The organism is Xanthobacter autotrophicus, assembly GCF_029991245.1.
Taxonomy (GTDB): domain Bacteria; phylum Pseudomonadota; class Alphaproteobacteria; order Rhizobiales; family Xanthobacteraceae; genus Xanthobacter; species Xanthobacter autotrophicus_C.
On sequence record NZ_JAIVFO010000319.1, the window covers coordinates 1 to 696 of the forward strand.

Genomic DNA, 696 nt, shown 5'->3' on the forward strand with positions numbered 1-696 from the left:
ACCCGCCCCCGCCGAGCCCCGCCGCGGCCGGGCCGATCCGCCTCAGAAGACCAAGCCAGCCCGCAGCCGCCGGCGCGGGCCGCTCCTGTTCGGCCTGATCAAATGGGGCCTCATCCTCGGCGTGTGGGCGCTGCTGGCGCTGGCCGGCGTCATCGCGTGGGAGGCCTCCAAGCTGCCGCCCATGCAGACGCTCATGATCCCCAAGCGTCCGCCCACGGTGACCGTGCAGGCGGCCGACGGCAAGACGCTGGCCACCCGCGGCGACATGGGCGGCGTCGCCGTGCCCATCGGCGAGTTGCCGCCCTATCTGCCCAAGGCGTTCGTCGCCATCGAGGACCAGCGCTTCTTCGGCCATTTCGGCCTCGATCCCGAGGGCCTGGCCCGCGCCCTCGTCACCAACCTCACCTCGCGGCGGCTCAAGCAGGGCGGCTCGACCCTGACCCAGCAGCTGGCCAAGAACCTGTTCCTGACCCAGGAGCGCACCGCCTCCCGCAAGATCCAGGAGCTGGTGCTGGCCCTGTGGCTGGAGCACAAGTTCACCAAGGCCGAGATCCTCGATCTCTATCTCAACCGGGTCTATTTCGGCGCCGGCGCCTACGGGGTGGAGGCCGCCGCCCAGCGCTATTTCGGCAAGTCCGCCCGGCAGGTGACGCTGGCCGAAGCCGCCATGCTGGCCGGCCTCGTCAATTCCCCCTC

The 696-nt window shown here is 70.8% G+C and carries 1 protein-coding gene; it reads left to right on the forward strand.

Going from position 1 to position 696, the window contains the following annotated elements; genetic code table 11:
- A partial coding sequence (locus K9U41_RS22990) for a transglycosylase domain-containing protein (protein ID WP_282643154.1) occupies positions 1 to 696 on the forward strand: 696 nt, incomplete at both ends.